Below are 15,956 nucleotides of genomic sequence, written 5' to 3' on the forward strand. Positions count from 1 at the left end.
TCACAAGCAGCGCCACCGGCACACACCAACCACACCAAAAGTGCAGCCAGCACAACACAGGCACGCAACCAATCCACAAACAAAAGTACATTGGCACACTATCGAGTTCTCAAACAACACACGCACATTTACCCACCACCGGGCGAATCACCCGGCAGCTGTAAAAAGCGACTTTATCGACACTACACAAACCACAATCCGAAAGTCAAATCCTTGACCCAACCGGACCGAAGTCCATATTTTCTTATGTCGGCCAGCGATCGTTTTCCTGACCGCCGTCTCACCAGTCCCACTCCCTTGCGGAGTCTGTCTGGCGGGGCGTTGTCGGTCTCGCTGACTCACATAAAGTTACACACACCCAAACACCAACACAAATCCCCAGCGTACGGGGCATAAATCGCGCGTTAAAGATGTCACTTAAACACGCTTACGCAAGCGAACGCTCGATCTTGCCGCCGAGCTCGTTGATCTGCTCGACAAACTTGGGGTATCCGCGGTCAATGTGGTGGACATCGTGCACGGTCGTCTGCCCATCGGCGACCAGGCCAGCGAGCACGAGTCCGGCGCCGGCGCGAATATCGCTGGACCACACGTCAGTGGATGAGAGGTGTTCCACTCCCCTGATGACCACGTGGTGGCCGTCGACATTGGCGTCGGCACCCAGGCGAAGCATCTCGTCGACAAAGCGGAAGCGGGCCTCGAACACATTCTCCGTGATCACGGTGACGCCCTCGGCGACCGCGCTGATTGCGATGGCCATGGGTTGCAGATCCGTCGGGAACCCGGGGAACGGCAACGTCTGGTAGTCCACCGCCTTGGGGCGCTGGTCCATGCGGACGCGGAACCCGTTGTCGTAGGTTTCCACGTTCGCGCCCGCGAGCTTGAGCTTGGACAGCGCAAGGTGCAGGTGGCGCGGGGCGATACCGGTCACGGTGATGTCGCCGCGGGTGATCGCGGCCGCGTATGCCCAGGTACCTGCCACGATACGGTCGCCCACCACGGAGTGCTCGGTGGGACGCAGCTTGTCCACACCGTCGATGGTGATGGTGGAGGTGCCAGCGCCGCTGATCTTCGCGCCCATGGAGTTAAGCATGTTGCAGAGGTCGACAACCTCGGGCTCGCGCGCGGCGTTGTCCAGCACCGTTTGCCCCTCCGCAAGGACGGACGCGGTGAGGATGTTCTCGGTCGCGCCGACAGACGGAAAGTCCAGACTGATCTTCGCGCCCGTGAGCGTCTCGGCGCGCGCGACGACGGCGCCGTGCTCGATGTGCGTCGTAGCACCCAGCTTTTCCAGGCCGGATTGGTGCATATCCAGCGGTCGCGACCCGATCGCGTCGCCGCCCGGCAGCGCCACATATGCCTCATGGCAGCGCGCCACCAACGGCCCGAGCACGGCGACGGAGGCGCGGAACTGGCGTACTGCGTCGAAGTCGGCGCGGGGAGAGACGGTGGCCGGGGTGGTAATGCGGACGGTCGAGCCGTCGATGTCGACGTCACAGCCGAGCCCGATGAGCACGTCGCGCATGAGCGGAACGTCGAGGATTTCGGGGCAGTTGTGCAGCGTCGTCGTACCCTCCGCCAGGAGTGCCGCGGCCATCAGCTTCAGCACACTGTTTTTCGCGCCGTCGACCTTGACCACGCCTTCGAGTCGGTTACCGCCAGTTACAAGAAATCGCTCTTTCACGGGGCCTACTGTACTCAACTCGGGGTGCAGCGTGGCGTCGATAAGCAAAAAGCTTTACGGCAAGGCACCGATGCGGCGCGCGGCGTTGACCGCCTCGTAGCGGGTGTGCGCGCCGAGTTTGCGCATCACGCTGCGCAGGTAGGACTTGACGGTCTCGGCGCCGATGCCCATTTCTTCGGCCGCCTCAACGTTGGTGTGGCCGAGCGCGACGCAGGACAGCACGTCCAGCTCGCGGGCCGAAAGCTTGGTCGACTGCTTGACGCGGACGGGTGAGACCATTTGGTCACAAAGCTGCTCGAGCTCCTTGCGGAGTGCGTCGTCGTCGACCCGGTTGGCCAGCATGCGCAACTTGGAGTGCGTGGAGCGGATCTGCTCCCACTCCGCGCCGTTCATCACGCGCCCCACCTTGGCCGTCCCCTTGCCCCCGTCGGCGTTGCGAAGCGCGGCGTTCACGGCCAGCTCCTGCTCGAGGGTGCGCGCCGTCATCGCAACCTCCTCGATCACCTTCTCCCCCAGCCGCACCGGCGAGTGGACGCCAACGTAGAGGACACCGCGAATATCGCGCAGCACGATGACCGGGACAGCGACAACGGAGTGCAGCCCCTCGTCCTGGATCTGCTTGTCGTACTCGTGTGAAATGACCGCCGCACGCGTGTAGTCCGAGACGCCAACGGCGCGGCGCGTACTCACCACGCGACCGCCAACGCCGGAGCCGCTGTCCAGCACGAGGTCCTGCAGCGCGGGAGTGCGCAGCCCGATCCACTGGGTGATCTGCAGCCTGCTGTCCGGTAGCAGCGTGCCGTACATGGCAACGGGGATGCCGGTCGCCGTCTTCAGCGCCGTCAGGGCTGCCCGAATCGCATCGTCATCGTCCTTGATCCGCTGTGCGTCCATGGTCATTGCTGTTGAGCCTTCCACCCATCTGAGTGTCCCCACGGGGTCACCCGCGAGTTGAACTTGACGTTGAATCCCAACCATCATAACGCGACTTTGGGGGTAGCCAAAGTTCACCCCTCCCGCTGTATTCACACGCGCGGGTGTGGTTTTTGGGGGCGGCGGGCCTTCGCTTATCGACGCCCCCGCGCCCCTCCCTCACACTAGCTAGACCATTCAGTCTATCGCCGTGAGACTACATTGTCTGTTTTATCCGTGTATAGTTGGCCGCACAACGGATTTGGATATGAACAGCAAGGAGCTGATCACCATGGCAAAGATCGCCAACAACGTCCTCGAGCTCATCGGCAACACCCCGCTCGTTGAACTGCACGGTGTGTCCAAGGATTCCAAGGCCCGCGTGCTGGCCAAGCTGGAGTTCTACAACCCGGCAAACTCGGTGAAGGACCGCATTGGTAAGGCCATCATTGAGGCCGCTGAGAAGTCCGGCGACCTGAAGCCGGGCGGCACCATCGTCGAGGCAACCTCCGGCAACACCGGCATCGCCCTCGCACTGGCTGGCGCGGCCAAGGGCTACAAGGTCATCCTGACCATGCCGGAGACCATGTCCATTGAGCGTCGCGTGGTCCTGCGCGCGTTCGGCGCAGAGATCGTCCTCACCCCGGGCGCAGCCGGCATGAAGGGCGCCGTGGAGAAGGCCGACGAGATCGTGGCTAATGATGAAGGCGCGATCCTGGCTCGCCAGTTTGAGAACGAGGCCAACCCGGCCATCCACTACGCCACCACCGGCCCGGAGATTTGGAACGACACCGACGGCGAGGTCGACATCCTCGTCGCGGGTGTGGGCACCGGCGGCACCATCTCCGGTGCCGGCAAGTACCTCAAGGAGCAGAAGCCGGACGTGAAGAACGTGGCCGTCGAGCCCGCTGCGTCCCCGCTGCTGTCCACCGGCGAGGCCGGCCCGCACAAGATCCAGGGCCTGGGCGCCAACTTCATCCCGGGCACCTTTGACCGCAACCAGATCGACGAGATCATCACCGTCTCCAACGAGGACGCCGTGTCCACCTCCCGCGAGCTGGCTCGCGAGGACGCCGTCCTCGCCGGCATCTCCGCCGGCGCGAACGTGAAAGCCGCACTCGAGCTGGCCGAGCGCCCGGAGAACGAGGGCAAGACCATCGTGGTCATCATCCCGGACTTCGGTGAGCGCTACGTCTCCACCATCCTCTACGAGGACATCCGCGACTAGCGGAAGCGTTGGCCGCGGACTGCGCGGCGTCGAAAAGCACCACGAGCCTGAACTGAACTGAACTGGCCCCGTGGTGCTTTTTTATTTGCGCGCTTGTCCGAGAAGAGTCGGTAGACTACCCGTCATGCTGAGCGTAATTTCCCGCATGAGAGAAGACCTGGCCAACGCCAGGGAGCACGACCCCGCAGCGCGCGGCGATCTGGAAAACGCGGTGGTGTATTCAGGGCTGCACGCGATCTGGGTCCACCGCGTCTGCCACTGGATGTGGGAGCGGGAATGGAAGGGCGCGGCGCGCATCCTCGCGCAGGCCAACCGCTTTTTTACCGGAATTGAGATCCACCCGGGCGCGATCATTGGCCGCCGATTCTTCATCGACCACGGGATGGGCATTGTCATCGGCGAGACCGCCGAGATCGGCGACGGCGTCATGCTTTACCACGGCGTCACCCTCGGCGGGCAGGTGCTGACGCAGACGAAGCGGCACCCGACGATTGGAGACAACGTCACCATTGGCGCGGGCGCGAAGGTGCTCGGGCCCGTCACGATCGGGGCGAACTCGGCCGTCGGCGCAAACGCCGTGGTGACCAAGGACATCCCCGAGAACTCCATTGCCGTGGGCATCCCGGCGAAGGCGCGCGAGCGCAAGGATACGGAGCTGCGGCGCCTGGTGGACCCGGACAGCTACTTCGACAACGGGCAGTACGTCATCTAGGAGCGCTTACTCCACCAGGTCCTTGTACTCCGGATTCTGCACGATGTAGCGGGCGACCGCCGGGCAGGAGGGGACAACGCTGAGGTTGTCCCCGCGGACGTCGTCAAGCGCGAACTTGATCAGCGGCTTGGACAGGCCCTCGCCGCGAAACTTCGGGTCCACGACGGTGTGCGGCAGCTCGCGCGCGGAGCCGCTGTCCTTGTAGGTGGCAAAACCGGCGAGCTCGCCGTCCACATGGATCTCGTACTGACTCTTGTCCTCATTCTTGGACAGTTCCACGTTTGCTTGTGAAGTCTCGGGCATGATCGCTCCTTCTGAGAAGTCCGTCAGAGAGTGTTCGCTCAATCGGTGGCCCAGCCTACCGAAAGCACGAAGCCCCTCCACATTGTGGAGGGGCTGGGGTGTGGCTAGAGCCAGGATCGAACTGGCGACCCCACACTTTTCAGGCGTGTGCTCTACCGACTGAGCTATCTAGCCAGAACTGCTCAGGCAGTTCAGCGACCCTGACGGGACTTGAACCCGCGACCTCCGCCGTGACAGGGCGGCGCGCTAACCAACTGCGCCACAGGGCCATTATTGTGTTGTCTGTGCGATTCCTTCAGTGTGTCGCACTGTCGCTCGCACGAGTTGATACATTACACAGACCCCGTGCGGGCAAGCAAATCGCCTGCGCAGACCCCATTTCTGGGCGGCGCGCTTGGACTCCTGCATTGCGAGGTACCGCCCGGTCTCGGACCCGGTGTGCGCATGCTTGTCCGCGAGCTCTCGCGCCGTTCCCGCAGCCACCACCTTGTCACCAGCAGAGCCGGCACCCGGGCCGAGGTCGATGACGTAGTCCACGCGCGAGACCAGCGCCAGGTTGTGCTCGACGACGATGACGTCGTGGGCATCTGCTGCGGCTACCTGGTGGTTCACACCGTGGAGTGTAGCCCTCGCAGATGCTTATCGACGCCCACGCAGCCGCCCCTACCCGTACACCTTCTTCCCGGCGACCCAGGTCTGCCAGGTGATCGGCATACCGGGCCGGTACGCCAGGTTGATGGCGTTGTCGGCGTCCAGGATGTGCAGATCCGCCGCCGCGCCCGGCGCGAGCGTGCCCTTCGCGGGGCGGCCCTGCGGGTCCTTGCCGCCACCGACGTCGTGGCGCCGCAGCGCCTTCGCGCCGCCGGTGGTGGCTGCCTCGATGGCCTCGTCGAGGGTGAGGCGCTGCTGCAGGACCGCGGTGGTCACGCAGAAGTTCATCGAGGAGGTGAAGGACGTGCCCGGGTTGAGGTTGGAGGCGATGGCGACGGTGGCGCCGGCGTCGAGAAGCGCTCGGCCCGGCGCGAGCTCCTCGCGCGTGGACAGGTCGCAAGCGGGCAGCAGCGTGGCGACGGTGTCGGAACCGGCGAGGAGCTGAATGTCCTCGTCGGAAAGGTAGTTGACGTGGTCGACGCTGGCGGCGCCCTGCTCCACGGCGAGCTTCACGCCGGGGCCCTCGCCGAGCTGGTTGCCGTGGACGCGCACGCCCAGACCCGCGGCCTTGCCGGCCTCAAGGACGCGGCGGGACTGCGCCTCGTCGAACGCGCCGCGCTCGCAGAAGACGTCGATCCACTGCACGTGGTCCTTCACCGCCTCCAGCATCGGGCCGACGACCTGCTCGAGGTACTCGTCGGCCTCCTCCCCCGGCGGCACGAGGTGGGCGCCGAGGAAGGTGACCTCGTCGACGTGGCGCGAGGCCACGCGCGCGGCCTCCGCCTCGGACTCGACGTTGAGGCCGTAGCCGGTCTTAGTCTCGAAGGTGGTGGTGCCCAGCGCGTGGGCGGCTGCGACGCGCTCGGCCACCAGCTGGTCCAGGCGCTCCTCGCCAGCGGATCGGGTGGCCTCCATGGTCACGGCGATGCCGCCGGCGGCGTAGGACTCGCCGGCCATGCGGGCCTCGAACTCCTCGGCGCGGTTGCCGTCGAAGACCATGTGCGTGTGCGAGTCCACCCAGCCGGGCAGGACGGCGCGGTTGCCCACGTCCACGGTTTCGGCGTTGCTTGCCTCCGCCGGGGCTTCGTCGGCGGGGCCGGCCCAGGCGACCACGCCATCGTCGATAAGCAATGCGGCGTCTTTGATGGTCCCGAGCTCTGAGACGGTGCGGAGCTCTGAAATTCCGGTGATAAGGGTGCTCATGGGTTCCTTTCTACTTGTCGCGCGCGTGGAACTCCATGGGGATGCGCACGCCGCGCTCTTTGGCCACCTCGTTGGCACGGGAGTAGCCGGCGTCCACGTGGCGGATCACGCCCATGCCCGGGTCGTTGGTCAGCACGGCCTTGAGCTTCGCCTCGGCGAGCTCGGTGCCGTCGGCGACGGTGACCTGGCCGGTGTGGATCGAGCGGCCCATGCCCACGCCGCCGCCGTGGTGAATGGACACCCAGGTCGCGCCGCCGGAGACCGCGGTCATGGCGTTGAGCAGCGGCCAGTCAGCAACGGCGTCGGTGCCGTCGAGCATGGACTCGGTCTCGCGGTACGGGGAGGCCACAGAGCCGGAGTCCAGGTGGTCGCGGCCGATAACAATCGGCGCCTTGACCTTGCCTTCCTTGACCAGGTTGTTAAAGATCACGCCGGCTTTGGCGCGCTCGCCGTAGCCCAGCCAGCAGATGCGCGCCGGCAGGCCCTCGAACTCGACGTATTCCTCGGCCGCGTCGAGCCAGCGGTGCAGGTGCTCGTTGTCCGGGAATGCCTCCTTGATGGCCTGGTCGGTGACCTTGATGTCCTCCGGGTCGCCGGACAGCGCGACCCAGCGGAACGGGCCGAGGCCCTCACAGAACAGCGGGCGGATGTACGCCGGGACGAAGCCCGGGAACTCGAAGGCGCGGGTGTAGCCGGCCTTGCGCGCCTCGTCGCGGATGGAGTTGCCGTAGTCGAACACCTCGGCACCCTCGTCCTGGAACTCCACCATCGCCTGGACCTGCGTGGCCATGGCCTCGCGAGCCTTCTTGGTAAAGGTGGTCGGGTCCTCGTCCGCCTCGGCGTTCCAGCTCTCAAACGGGATCTCAGTGGGCAGGTAGGACAACGGGTCGTGCGCGGAGGTCTGGTCCGTGACGATGTCCACGGTCAACTCGCCCGCGCGGTGGCGGCGCAGCATCTCCGGGAAGACCTCTGCAGCGTTGCCCACCAGGCCGACGGACAGGGCGCGCTTCTCCTCCTTCGCCTCGGTGACCAGCTTGATGGCCTCCTCGAGGTCAGTCGTGACCTCGTCGAGGTAGCGCTTGCCCTGGCGACGCTTCAGGCGGGCCTCGTCGACGTCCACGATGAGGCAGGCGCCGCCGTTAAGGGTGACGGACAGCGGCTGCGCGCCGCCCATGCCACCGCAGCCGCCGGTCAACGTGAGGGTGCCGGCGAGGGTGCCGTCGAAACGCTTCTTCGCCACCGCCGCGAACGTCTCGTAGGTGCCCTGCAGGATGCCCTGGGTGGCAATGTAGATCCAGGAACCGGCCGTCATCTGGCCGTACATCATCAGGCCCTCGTCCTCGAGCTTGCGGAAGTGCTCCCAGTTCGCCCAGTCTCCGACCAGGTTGGAATTGGCAATGAGCACGCGCGGGGCCCACTCGTTGGTCTTCCACACGCCAACCGGCTTGCCGGACTGCACCAGCAGCGTCTCGTCGGACTCGAGGTCCTTCAGAGTTTCCACAATCGCGTCGAACGCCTTCCAGCTGCGCGCGGCGCGGCCGGTGCCGCCGTAGACGACGAGGTCATCCGGGCGCTCCGCAACCTCCGGGTCGAGGTTGTTCTGCAGCATGCGCAGCGGGGCTTCAGTCTGCCAAGACTTCGCGGTGATGTCAGTGCCTCGCGGTGCACGGACCTCGCGCGCGCCTTCAGACCAGTTCTTCGCCATGGAAATGTCCTTTCGTGTTGTCCAACCGACTTACGGTAATGAGAGTAACGGTCATCACAAGAGGACAAAAGGGTGATATACGGTGGGGTGTCTCGTATGCGAGACACCCGCGAGCCCCTACCGCAGCTCGCCGACCACGGCTTCCACGGCCGCCACGTAGTCACCGCCCTTCACCAGCTGCACGGAATGCTCCATCTCCGGAGCCAGGACACGGTCCGTCGCGGGGGCGTCGACAAGCGCACGAAGCGCCCCAATTGCTGCCGCGGTACCGGCTGCCGGTTCGCCCTCGCGCATGTCCAGGGCGCGCGCGGCGGTGAGGATCTCCACGGCGAGCACACGCTGCAGCCCGTCAACGCTGCGGCGCAGCTTGCGCCCCGCGGCCCAACCCATGGACACGTGGTCCTCCTGCATCGCGGACGATGGGATCGAGTCGGCGGAAGCGGGCGTGGCGTTTCGCTTGAGCTCGCTGACAATTCCGGCCTGCGTGTACTGCGCGATCATGTGACCGGAGTCCACGCCGGGGTCGTCGGCGAGGAAGGCGTTGAGCCCGCGGTTGCGGGCCGGGTCAAGGAAGCGATCGGAGCGGCGCTCGCTTATCGACGCCAAGTCGGCGACCACAATGGCCAAGAAGTCCAACGCGTAGGCCACCGGCGCGCCGTGGAAGTTGCCGTTGGAGGACACTCGGCCGTCCTTGGTCACCACCGGGTTGTCGATGGCGGAGGCGAGCTCCCGGTTCGCCACGGCGGTGACGTGCGCGAGCGTGTCGCGCAAGCCGCCGGCAACCTGCGGCGTGCAGCGCACGGAGTACGCGTCCTGCACGCGGGTGGCCTTGAACTCCTCGCGCGCGGCCGCCAAAATCGGCGAGCCAGCAGCCACGGTGCGGATGTTGTAGGCGGCGTCGGCCTGCCCCGGGTGCGGGCGCAGCTGCTGGAGGTCGTCGTCGAACACGGTGAGCGTGCCGGTGAGCCCCTCCACGGTCATGGCGGTCGCGATGTCGGACACCTTGGCAGCTTCGCGCAGGTCCGCGATGGCCAGGCACAGCATGCCGAGCATGCCGTCGGTGCCGTTGATGAGTGCCAGGCCCTCCTTCTCGCGCAGGACGAGCGGCTCAATCCCCGCCTGCGACAGCGCGTCGGCCGCTGGCACGACCTCGCCGCCTCGCACGCGGACCTCGCCCTCCCCCAGCAGGGCGAGCGCGCAGTGGGCCAGCGGCGCGAGGTCGCCGGAGCAGCCGAGCGAGCCGTACTCGCGCACGACCGGGGTGATGCCCGCGTTCAGCGCCGCCGCGTACGTCTCTGCAACGACGGGGCGAACGCCGGTGCGGCCCGTGCACAGGGTGGACAGGCGCAGCAGCATGAGCGCGCGGATGACCTCTTCCTCGACCTCGGGGCCAGAGCCGGCTGCGTGGGAGCGCACGAGCGAGACCTGCAGCTGGGCGCGCAGCTCCTCGGGGATGTGGCGGGTGGCAAGCGCGCCGAAGCCGGTGGAGACGCCGTAGACGGGAGTGGGGTCTGCGGCGAGTTCCTCGATGCGTGTGCGGGTGGTGGCGATTTCTTCGAGCGCGGCCGGGTCGATGGCCACCTCAGCGCCGTGGCGGGCGACGGCGACGACGTCCTCGATGGTCAGTGCGCCGATTCCTACTGAAACTGTCTGCTTGTTTGTCATGGGCGCGATAATAGACCATGAATGTGTTCAATCTCATAACTGGCCGAAGAAATGTGCGCGCAGGTGCGCGGCGGCGTCGGCAAGCGCGGACGTCAGCTTCCGCTCGTCGGCGCTGCCCACCGGATACGTCACCGCCAGCGCGGCCGCCGGGCGCGAGAGGTGGTCGAGCACCGCCACGGCGACCGACTCCTGCCCGCGGGAGACATCTTGGGATTCTGTGGCCCACCCTTGGCGTCGATAAGCGTGCAGCTCCTCCTTGCACTCGCGGAAGCTGCGGCGCGACCCGGAAGCATTGAACACCGCGCGCAGCTCCGGCTCCGGCAGATGCGCAAGCATGATGCGCCCCGAGGCGGTGGAGAGCGAGGGCAGGCGCACGCCGACCTCCGTGACCAGCGAAGCGGCGCCCGGCGCGCGCACCTCGTGGAGGTAGACGGTCTCGGCGCCGGCGAGCCTGGTGAGGTGCGCTGACCCGCCGGCCAGCTCCGCAATCCGGGCGAGCGGCGCGGTGGCCAGGCGCACCAGCGGCTGCTGCGTGGTGTACGCCTGCGCCATGCGGTACGAGGCCAGCCCCAGCCCGTAGGTGCCCGCCTGGCTCAAATGGACGACAAAGCCGGAATCCTCCAGCTCGCGGAGCAGGTGGTACGTACTCGAGCGCGGGAGGCCTAGCTCGCGCTGGATACGGGTGGCGGAAAGCGGCACGTCCGAGGCGGACAGCAGGGCGAGGATGCGCAGAACATTGTGCGCGGCCGGGACTTGAGGTGAATTCATCCCGCCTAGTATGCAACGGCGCTAGGCTCGGGTGGCATGAATACCGTTACCGCCCCTTTGTTCTCCCCCGCATCCGAATGGTCTGGCCGCAACGACGGCCCGGGCCCCGAGCACGCGCGCTGGCACAGCACGATCGACACTGCGGCCGGCCCTACTGCAGGCGCCGTGCACCTCATCGGCTTCGCGTCCGACGAAGGCGTTGAGCGCAACGGTGGCCGGCAGGGCGCCGCGCAAGGTCCCGCCGCGTTGCGCGCCGCGCTCGGCTCGCTCGCCGTGCACGAGCAGCGAAAGCTTATCGACGCCGGCACCGTCACCACCCAAGACGACGACCTCGAGACCGCACAGCGCGAGGTGTCCGACCGCGTCCGCGACCTGGTCGCCGCGCAGGGCCCCGCCGGCATGACGGTCGTGCTCGGCGGCGGACACGAGACGTCCTTTGCCACCCACCGCGGGGCGTACGAGGCGCTCGGGCCGATGCAGGTGATCAATTTTGACGCGCACTTCGACCTGCGCACCGCCGACCGGCCGACCTCCGGCACGCCATTCAGACAGATCGCGGAGCTGGTGGGGGACGGCTTCGACTACTCCGTCTTCGGCATCTCGCGACCCAACAACACCAAGGTGCTCTTCGATACCGCCGAGCAGCTCGGCGTGACCACGGTGCTGGACACGGAGCTGGCGGCAATGACAGTGCGCGAGGCCGCCCAGCGCGCCCTCGCCGCAGTGGAGGGGGACCTGCCGATCCACCTGTCTATTGACCTGGACGTGTTGCCGGCCGCCGTGGCGCCCGGGGTGTCCGCGCCCGCCGGGTTCGGGGTGGACTACGCCGCGTTGCGCGCGATGGTCGCCGCGGTGGCCTCCACCGGCCGGATTGCGCTCCTGGACGTCGTGGAGCTCAACCCGGAGTTCGACGTGGATAACCGCACCGCAAAGGCTGCGGCGCGGTTGATAGATGACGCGGTGGTGGGGGCCACGGGGCGTCGATAAGCAAAAGGCCCCTAGAACAGCAGGTGGGCCACCGGCACCGTGATCAGCACGGTGAGCACGACGCGGATGAACCAGATGGCGATCATCTTCCCGATGTTGAGCGGGATGTCCGTGGCCAGCACTGCGGGCACCATTGCGGAGAAGAAGAAGATCTGGCTCACGCACACCACGGCGATGGTGAACTTGAGCACCATGTCGTCCGTGCCCGCAGTGAGCGTGGCCGGCAGGAACATCTCCGCAAGGCCCGTGGCGAGCGCGCCCGAGGTGGCCCACGGGTCCGGCAAGCGCAGTAGCCACACGATGGGGAAGAACACGACGCCCAGCGCCTTGAACACCGGCGTGTAGGTGGCCAGGACCAGGCCGATCACGCCCACGGACATGATGCCCGGGGTGACCTGCACGGCCATGATGAGGCCGTCACGGAAGTTGACCCACAAGACCTTGTGCAGCGGCTCGGCGCAGTTGAGCTCCTTCTTCGCCTCGCGCCACGCGGCCTTGAACCGGTTGCCGGTAATGGGCTTCTCCGGGTGCGGGGTGGCGCCCGGCGCGTATTCCTCGGGAATGCGGGTAATCGGCGGGATGCGCACCACGATCGCGGTGACGATGAACGTGATGATGAAGGTGATGAAGAAGTACGCGTTCCAGTGCTCCATCATGTCCAGCGTCTTGGCCACGATGACCATGAAGGTCGCGGACACAGTGGAGAAGCCAGACGCGACGATCGCGGCTTCGCGGCCGTTGTAGCTGCCGTTTTTGTACATGCGGTCCGTGATGAGCAGGCCCAGCGAGTAGGAACCGAGGAACGACGCCACGGCGTCCACCGCGGACTTGCCCGGTGTGTGGAAGACCGGGCGCATGATCGGCTGAACGAGCACGCCGATAAATTCCATCAGGCCGAACCCGACGAGCAGGCCGAGGAAGATCGCGCCGACCGGGATGAGCAAGCCCACCGCGACGACCAGCTTATCCAGGATGAACGGGCCGATGTCCGGGTTGAACAGCCAGGAGGGGCCGAACCCGAAGGTAAGCATCGCGCACAAGACGATCGCCAGCACGGACAGGAGGGCGAAGGTCGTGCGGGCGAAGTCCTCCTTCCACCTCCCGGACACGAACTGGTAGACGGTGCCCACGATGATGGCCAGCAGCGCCAGGTAGTGGGTGCCCTCGCCGAGGGTGCTCGTGATCCAGGTGACGATGTGGTCCAGCAGAATCGTCGACTTCGAGCCACCCACGGAAAACGGGATGAAGAACGCGAACAGGCCGATCGCGCTGTAGACAAAGAAGCGCCAGACCGCCTTGGGCTTCGGATCCGCGTCTGGGGTGCCGGTTGCGCCTTGCTCGCTTGGTCCGTCATCGCTCAGCCCCTGGATGAGCACGCTCGAGCCGGCGGGCAAGTCCTTGACCGGCCAGGCGGGGCTAAACCGGCGCCGCGAGTGCGGCTGCGGTGGGGTTGTCTCCATAGAAGTCCTTTCACGTTCTTCGAGATCGCACGGCGGGCCCACCTCCGCGTGGTTTTCTACACCACAGATGACGCCCCGGAGTGATTGGCAATAATTTTTTCACGAAAGTGACCCACGGCACAACTCGATGGTTTAGATTCATGGGTACCGCACATTTACCCCAGGTCAACCCTGTAAGGAGGGCTCCATGGAAGGCTTTATTGACACCGTCAATAGCGTCATATGGTCCAACTGGCTCGTCTATCTCTGCCTCGGCGCGGGTGCCTATTTCACGCTCGCGACACTGTTTTTGCAGATCCGCTGCTTCCCCGACATGATCCGGCAGCTCAAGTCCGGCGAGAGCTCGGACCAGGGCATTTCGTCGTTCCAGTCACTCATGATCTCCCTGGCCGGCCGCGTCGGCGTGGGCAACATCGCCGGCGTCGCCACCGCCATCGCGTTCGGCGGCCCGGGCGCTGTCTTCTGGATGTGGCTGGTGGCGCTTTTGGGCTCGGCGACGTCGTTCATCGAGTGCTGTCTGGCGCAGATTTACAAGGAGACCGACCGAGACACCGGCGAGTACCGGGGCGGCCCGGCGTACTACATCGAGAAGGCGTACAAGCACACCGCTGCGAAGCCGTTCATGCTGGTCTACGCCATCATCTTCGCCGTCTGCATGCTGCTCGCAACGTCCTACTTCCTGCCCGGCATCCAGGCCAACGGTGTCGCGGCCGCCGTGGACAACGCCTGGGGCGTCAACGTGTGGATCTCCGCGACCATCATGGCCGTGCTCCTCGCGTTCATCATCATCGGTGGCGTGAAGCGCATCGCCAACTTCGCGTCCATGGTCGTGCCGTTCATGGCCGGCATTTACATCATCATTGCGATCGTGGTGCTGTTCGCCAACGCTTCGCAGATCCCCGAGGTCTTCGGCACCATCGTCCGTGCGGCCTTTGACAAGGAAGCGGCGTTCTCCGGCATGCTGGGCGCGGCCATTATGTGGGGTGTGAAGCGCGGCATCTACTCCAACGAGGCCGGCCAGGGCACCGGCCCGCAGTCCGCAGCGGCCGCGGAGGTCTCCCACCCGGCGAAGCAGGGCTTCGTCCAGGCCTTCGCCGTCTACGTGGACACGCTGTTCGTCTGCTCGGCCACCGCATTCATCATCATTTCCACCGACATGTACAAGGTCTTCGAGGGACAGTCCGAGGATGGAGCAGTGCTTTACGACGGCTCCCTGCCCGACGGCGTTGCCGTCGGCCCCGGCTTCGTTCAGGAAGGCCTGAACTCCATCGCGTCCGGGCTGGGGCCAGCGTTCATCGCCCTTGCCATCATGTTCTTCGCCTTCACCACGGTGCTGGCCTACTACTACATGGCGGAGACAAACTTCACGTACCTGAACCGCTGGGTAAAGAACGAGGCTGCCCGCAAGGCCATCATCTGGTTGCTGCGCGCCCTCATCATCATCGCCGTCTTCGTCGGGGCCACCACCACCCCGGGTACCGCCTGGGCGCTTGGCGACATCGGCGTGGGCGCCACCGCGTGGCTGAACATCGTCGCCATTATCTTCCTCCAGGTCCCGGCCATGAAGTGCCTGTGGGACTACCGCCGCCAGAAGAAGGCCGGGCTGGACCCGCAGTTCGACCCCGAGGCACTGGGCATCCAGAACGCCGACTTCTGGGTGGAGCGCAAGCAGCGCATGATCGAAGCCGGCACCTGGCCGGGTGTCGAGGGCAAGGTGGTCACCACCGCCGCGTCCTCGGCGACTACCGACGGTTCGACGGACGGCACCGCGAACGGCACTGGCTCTGGCACTGGCACTGGCTCTGGCTCTGGCTCTACGATCGTTCGCTAGCGCCGGTCTGCAGGACCCGTTCCGCGCGCCCGCTTAGGCGACAGCGAGTCCCGCACTGCTCCCGAACTCGTTCAGGGAACGGTGCGGGGCTTTTGCGTGCGCGAACGTCCTACTCGGCGCACGCTGTCGGTGCCACTGTCTGCTGTCGTTGCCTGTTGCCGGTGCCTGATACCGGTCCCGCTCACCGTGGCGCTCGCCGTACCACTGCATTTAGCCCACTGCCGCTGCCCGCCCGCAGCTCCACTGCAGCCCCTGCTCGCACAGCAGCTCCCCTTCTAAACTGCGTTAGTCACACGACACATTCCCCGCAAAAACAGCCGAATGTGCAGTCCGACAAATGCGGTTTAGAAATGACCTGCAGAGCCTCGACCGCACCCGCCTACGCCCGTGGCCTCTAGGCCTTAACCTCAGAAATGCAGCGACACAGGTCCGAATAGCGAAAAGCCAATTCCCGCGGCTGGGATCTGGCAGTACGTTTGGCGCCCGTGACGCGCCCCTGACGGACGCGCTCCTGACGGGACTTGAACCCGTGACCTCCGCCGTGACAGGGCAGCGCGCTAACCAACTGCGCCACAGGGCCTTATTCTTTTGTTGTGCTCTCTCGGGCTTCGTGCTCTCTTGGGCACGGATTACTACTTTCATGGCACCGGCAAAAGCAACATACCTGCACTTCAAGAGGTTTTTCTCAGCGCCGAATGTTGCACACTGGCGTTATCCGTATCCCTTTCCCCGCCACCCTGATCTGCCACGGTATCGGCATGCCGGGCCGGTAAGCAAGGTTGATTGCGTTCTCCGCGTCGACGGAGCCTTCGCTTGCCGACGCCCGCGTCGCCGTCCCTGAAACCGT

Annotated in this window: 12 protein-coding genes, 3 tRNA genes and 1 pseudogene; 4 read left to right on the forward strand and 12 right to left on the reverse strand. The window is 65.7% G+C overall.

All coding sequences use genetic code 11. From position 1 onward, the window contains the following. Window positions 1-427: 427 nt before the first annotated feature. Both murA and ramA read right to left on the reverse strand, forming a co-directional pair. Window positions 428-1,684 carry a UDP-N-acetylglucosamine 1-carboxyvinyltransferase gene (gene murA / locus FPH17_RS08450; RefSeq protein WP_154879834.1) on the reverse strand — a complete coding sequence of 419 codons (1,257 nt, stop codon included), beginning with the start codon at window positions 1,682-1,684 and terminating at the stop codon, window positions 428-430. A gap of 54 nt (window positions 1,685-1,738) precedes the next feature. Beyond that, window positions 1,739-2,578 carry an acetate metabolism transcriptional regulator RamA gene (gene ramA / locus FPH17_RS08455; protein ID WP_095536338.1) on the reverse strand — a complete coding sequence of 280 codons (840 nt, stop codon included), beginning with the start codon at window positions 2,576-2,578 and terminating at the stop codon, window positions 1,739-1,741. Window positions 2,579-2,888: 310 nt separating this feature from the next. Between ramA and cysK the strand changes: the two genes are divergently transcribed. Together cysK and epsC are read left to right on the forward strand one after the other, a co-directional pair. Continuing rightward, a complete protein-coding gene (gene cysK / locus FPH17_RS08460) occupies window positions 2,889-3,824 on the forward strand; it encodes a cysteine synthase A (RefSeq protein WP_154880011.1) in 936 nt (311 codons plus the stop codon). A gap of 124 nt (window positions 3,825-3,948) precedes the next feature. Then, window positions 3,949-4,536: a serine O-acetyltransferase EpsC gene (epsC, locus tag FPH17_RS08465; protein ID WP_154879836.1), complete on the forward strand. Its 588-nt coding sequence runs from the start codon at window positions 3,949-3,951 to the stop codon at window positions 4,534-4,536. Window positions 4,537-4,542: 6 nt separating this feature from the next. Here epsC and FPH17_RS08470 read toward each other — a convergent pair whose 3' ends face one another. The 8 genes from FPH17_RS08470 to FPH17_RS08505 form a co-directional block, all read right to left on the reverse strand. Continuing rightward, window positions 4,543-4,839, reverse strand: a complete 297-nt coding sequence (locus tag FPH17_RS08470) for a GNAT family N-acetyltransferase (protein WP_154879838.1) — start codon at window positions 4,837-4,839, stop codon at window positions 4,543-4,545. Between the two features lie 101 nt (window positions 4,840-4,940). Next, window positions 4,941-5,013: transfer RNA gene (locus FPH17_RS08475), tRNA-Phe, on the reverse strand. A 21-nt stretch (window positions 5,014-5,034) separates the two neighbouring features. Next, window positions 5,035-5,108, reverse strand: a tRNA-Asp gene (locus tag FPH17_RS08480). Between the two features lies 1 nt (window position 5,109). Then, a complete protein-coding gene (locus tag FPH17_RS08485; protein WP_154879840.1) occupies window positions 5,110-5,451 on the reverse strand; it encodes a hypothetical protein in 342 nt (113 codons plus the stop codon). 51 nt (window positions 5,452-5,502) lie between these two features. Then, entirely contained in the window at window positions 5,503-6,693 is a 1,191-nt protein-coding gene (gene hutI / locus FPH17_RS08490; RefSeq protein ID WP_154879842.1) for an imidazolonepropionase, read from the reverse strand. A gap of 10 nt (window positions 6,694-6,703) precedes the next feature. Then, window positions 6,704-8,398: a urocanate hydratase gene (gene hutU / locus FPH17_RS08495; protein ID WP_154879844.1), complete on the reverse strand. Its 1,695-nt coding sequence runs from the start codon at window positions 8,396-8,398 to the stop codon at window positions 6,704-6,706. 117 nt (window positions 8,399-8,515) lie between these two features. Then, the gene (gene hutH / locus FPH17_RS08500; RefSeq protein WP_154879846.1) at window positions 8,516-10,063 is read right to left on the reverse strand and encodes a histidine ammonia-lyase; all 1,548 of its coding nucleotides are present in this window, start codon (window positions 10,061-10,063) and stop codon (window positions 8,516-8,518) included. A 33-nt stretch (window positions 10,064-10,096) separates the two neighbouring features. After that, the gene (locus tag FPH17_RS08505; RefSeq protein ID WP_154879848.1) at window positions 10,097-10,831 is read right to left on the reverse strand and encodes an IclR family transcriptional regulator; all 735 of its coding nucleotides are present in this window, start codon (window positions 10,829-10,831) and stop codon (window positions 10,097-10,099) included. 36 nt (window positions 10,832-10,867) lie between these two features. Here FPH17_RS08505 and hutG point away from each other — a divergent pair, with 36 nt between their 5' ends. Then, window positions 10,868-11,818, forward strand: a complete 951-nt coding sequence (gene hutG / locus FPH17_RS08510; protein ID WP_154879850.1) for a formimidoylglutamase — start codon at window positions 10,868-10,870, stop codon at window positions 11,816-11,818. Between the two features lie 11 nt (window positions 11,819-11,829). Here hutG and FPH17_RS08515 read toward each other — a convergent pair whose 3' ends face one another. Further along, the gene (locus FPH17_RS08515) at window positions 11,830-13,278 is read right to left on the reverse strand and encodes a YjiH family protein (protein WP_154879852.1); all 1,449 of its coding nucleotides are present in this window, start codon (window positions 13,276-13,278) and stop codon (window positions 11,830-11,832) included. A gap of 187 nt (window positions 13,279-13,465) precedes the next feature. On the opposite strand from FPH17_RS08515, the pseudogene FPH17_RS08520 reads away from it, so the two are divergent. Continuing rightward, a pseudogene (locus FPH17_RS08520) lies at window positions 13,466-14,974 on the forward strand (alanine/glycine:cation symporter family protein); the annotation flags it as partial. Window positions 14,975-15,618: 644 nt separating this feature from the next. Here FPH17_RS08520 and FPH17_RS08525 read toward each other — a convergent pair. Then, window positions 15,619-15,686: transfer RNA gene (locus tag FPH17_RS08525), tRNA-Asp, on the reverse strand. Window positions 15,687-15,956: the final 270 nt, after the last annotated feature.

It is taken from the genome of Corynebacterium gottingense, assembly GCF_007559235.1.
GTDB lineage: Bacteria > Actinomycetota > Actinomycetes > Mycobacteriales > Mycobacteriaceae > Corynebacterium > Corynebacterium gottingense.

Coding starts and splice junctions, on each gene's coding strand:
- ramA (WP_095536338.1), bottom strand. CDS start 2,578: ATGGACGCACAGCGGATCAAGGACGATGACGATGCGATTCGGGCAGCC.
- hutI (WP_154879842.1), bottom strand. CDS start 6,693: ATGAGCACCCTTATCACCGGAATTTCAGAGCTCCGCACCGTCTCAGAG.
- cysK (WP_154880011.1), top strand. CDS start 2,889: ATGGCAAAGATCGCCAACAACGTCCTCGAGCTCATCGGCAACACCCCG.
- FPH17_RS08505 (WP_154879848.1), bottom strand. CDS start 10,831: ATGAATTCACCTCAAGTCCCGGCCGCGCACAATGTTCTGCGCATCCTC.
- FPH17_RS08470 (WP_154879838.1), bottom strand. CDS start 4,839: ATGCCCGAGACTTCACAAGCAAACGTGGAACTGTCCAAGAATGAGGAC.
- hutG (WP_154879850.1), top strand. CDS start 10,868: ATGAATACCGTTACCGCCCCTTTGTTCTCCCCCGCATCCGAATGGTCT.
- hutH (WP_154879846.1), bottom strand. CDS start 10,063: ATGACAAACAAGCAGACAGTTTCAGTAGGAATCGGCGCACTGACCATC.
- hutU (WP_154879844.1), bottom strand. CDS start 8,398: ATGGCGAAGAACTGGTCTGAAGGCGCGCGCGAGGTCCGTGCACCGCGA.
- FPH17_RS08515 (WP_154879852.1), bottom strand. CDS start 13,278: ATGGAGACAACCCCACCGCAGCCGCACTCGCGGCGCCGGTTTAGCCCC.
- epsC (WP_154879836.1), top strand. CDS start 3,949: ATGCTGAGCGTAATTTCCCGCATGAGAGAAGACCTGGCCAACGCCAGG.